The 1,121-nt window shown below is 45.8% G+C and carries 1 protein-coding gene; it reads left to right on the plus strand.

Features of this window, described 5'->3' with window-relative positions:
- Nucleotides 1–222 precede the first annotated feature (222 nt).
- On the plus strand, nucleotides 223–1,121 hold an 899-nt coding region (locus V7147_RS00400; RefSeq protein WP_335365885.1), incomplete at its 3' end, for an acetyl-CoA C-acyltransferase.

The raw sequence follows: 1,121 nt of genomic DNA on the forward strand, positions 1-1,121 counted from the left end.
AGTAAAAGGGTAACGCAAGCGATGGAATCGTACCCGATTCGAGGAAGCAGCAAGTAAAAAGGTAACGCAAAAGCGAGAATCGTACCAAATTTGAGGTAGCAGCAAGGAGAAAGGTAACGCAAACACGAGAACTGTGGCCGATTCGAAAGACCGGACCCAGTAGCAAAACATGAATTTTACTAGTTAGCTAATTCATTAGACAAAAATCAAGGAGGTTGAATCATGGGAAAAACAGTCATTGTCAGTGGTGTTCGTACTCCGTTTGGAAAATTAGGGGGAAGTCTTAGTTCGTTAACTGCATCCGAGCTTGGTGGAATAGCCATCAAGGAAGCATTACTACGTGCTGGGATTGAAGGAGAAAATGTTGACGAAGTTATTTTTGGAACGGTTTTACAGGGTGGTCAAGGACAAATTCCTTCACGTCAGGCAGCCCGAAACGCAGGAATCCCGTGGAAAGTAAAAACAGAAACCATCAATAAAGTATGTGCATCTGGACTTCGCAGTGTCACACTTGCCGATCAAATCATTCGTGCTGGTGATGAAGAGGTAATTGTTGCCGGTGGCATGGAATCAATGAGCAACGCGCCGTACTTTTTACCGAAAGCACGTTTCGGACTACGAATGGGAGATACAAGCTTAAAAGATTTGTTGATTCATGATGGCTTAACCTGTAGCTTCCAAGGTGTTCACATGGGTACGTACGGAAATGAGGTAGCATCGGAGTTTGATATTTCGCGTGAGGAACAAGATGAGTGGGCTCTCCGAAGTCATCAACTTGCAGTTGCGGCGATCCAGTCAGGTAAGCTGGCTGAAGAAATTGTGGCAGTAGAAATAAAAGGACGAAAAGGTTCTGTTACGTTCGTTGATCAAGATGAGGCACCACGGGCAGACACAACGCTTGAAAAGCTAGCAATGCTTAAGTCAGTGTTTAATACAGACGGTACCATCACGGCCGGAAATGCGCCAGGTGTGAATGACGGAGCGGCAGCGCTTGTTCTTATGAGTGAAGAGCGTGCAAAGCTTGAAGGAAGAGTGCCCCTTGCAACGATTCTTGCCCATGCAGCGATTTCCGTTGAAGCAAAAGACTTTCCGAAAACTCCGGGACTCGTCATCAATGAATT

Source organism: Bacillus sp. JJ1521, from assembly GCF_036965165.1.
In the GTDB taxonomy this organism is placed as follows: domain Bacteria; phylum Bacillota; class Bacilli; order Bacillales; family Bacillaceae_L; genus Ferdinandcohnia.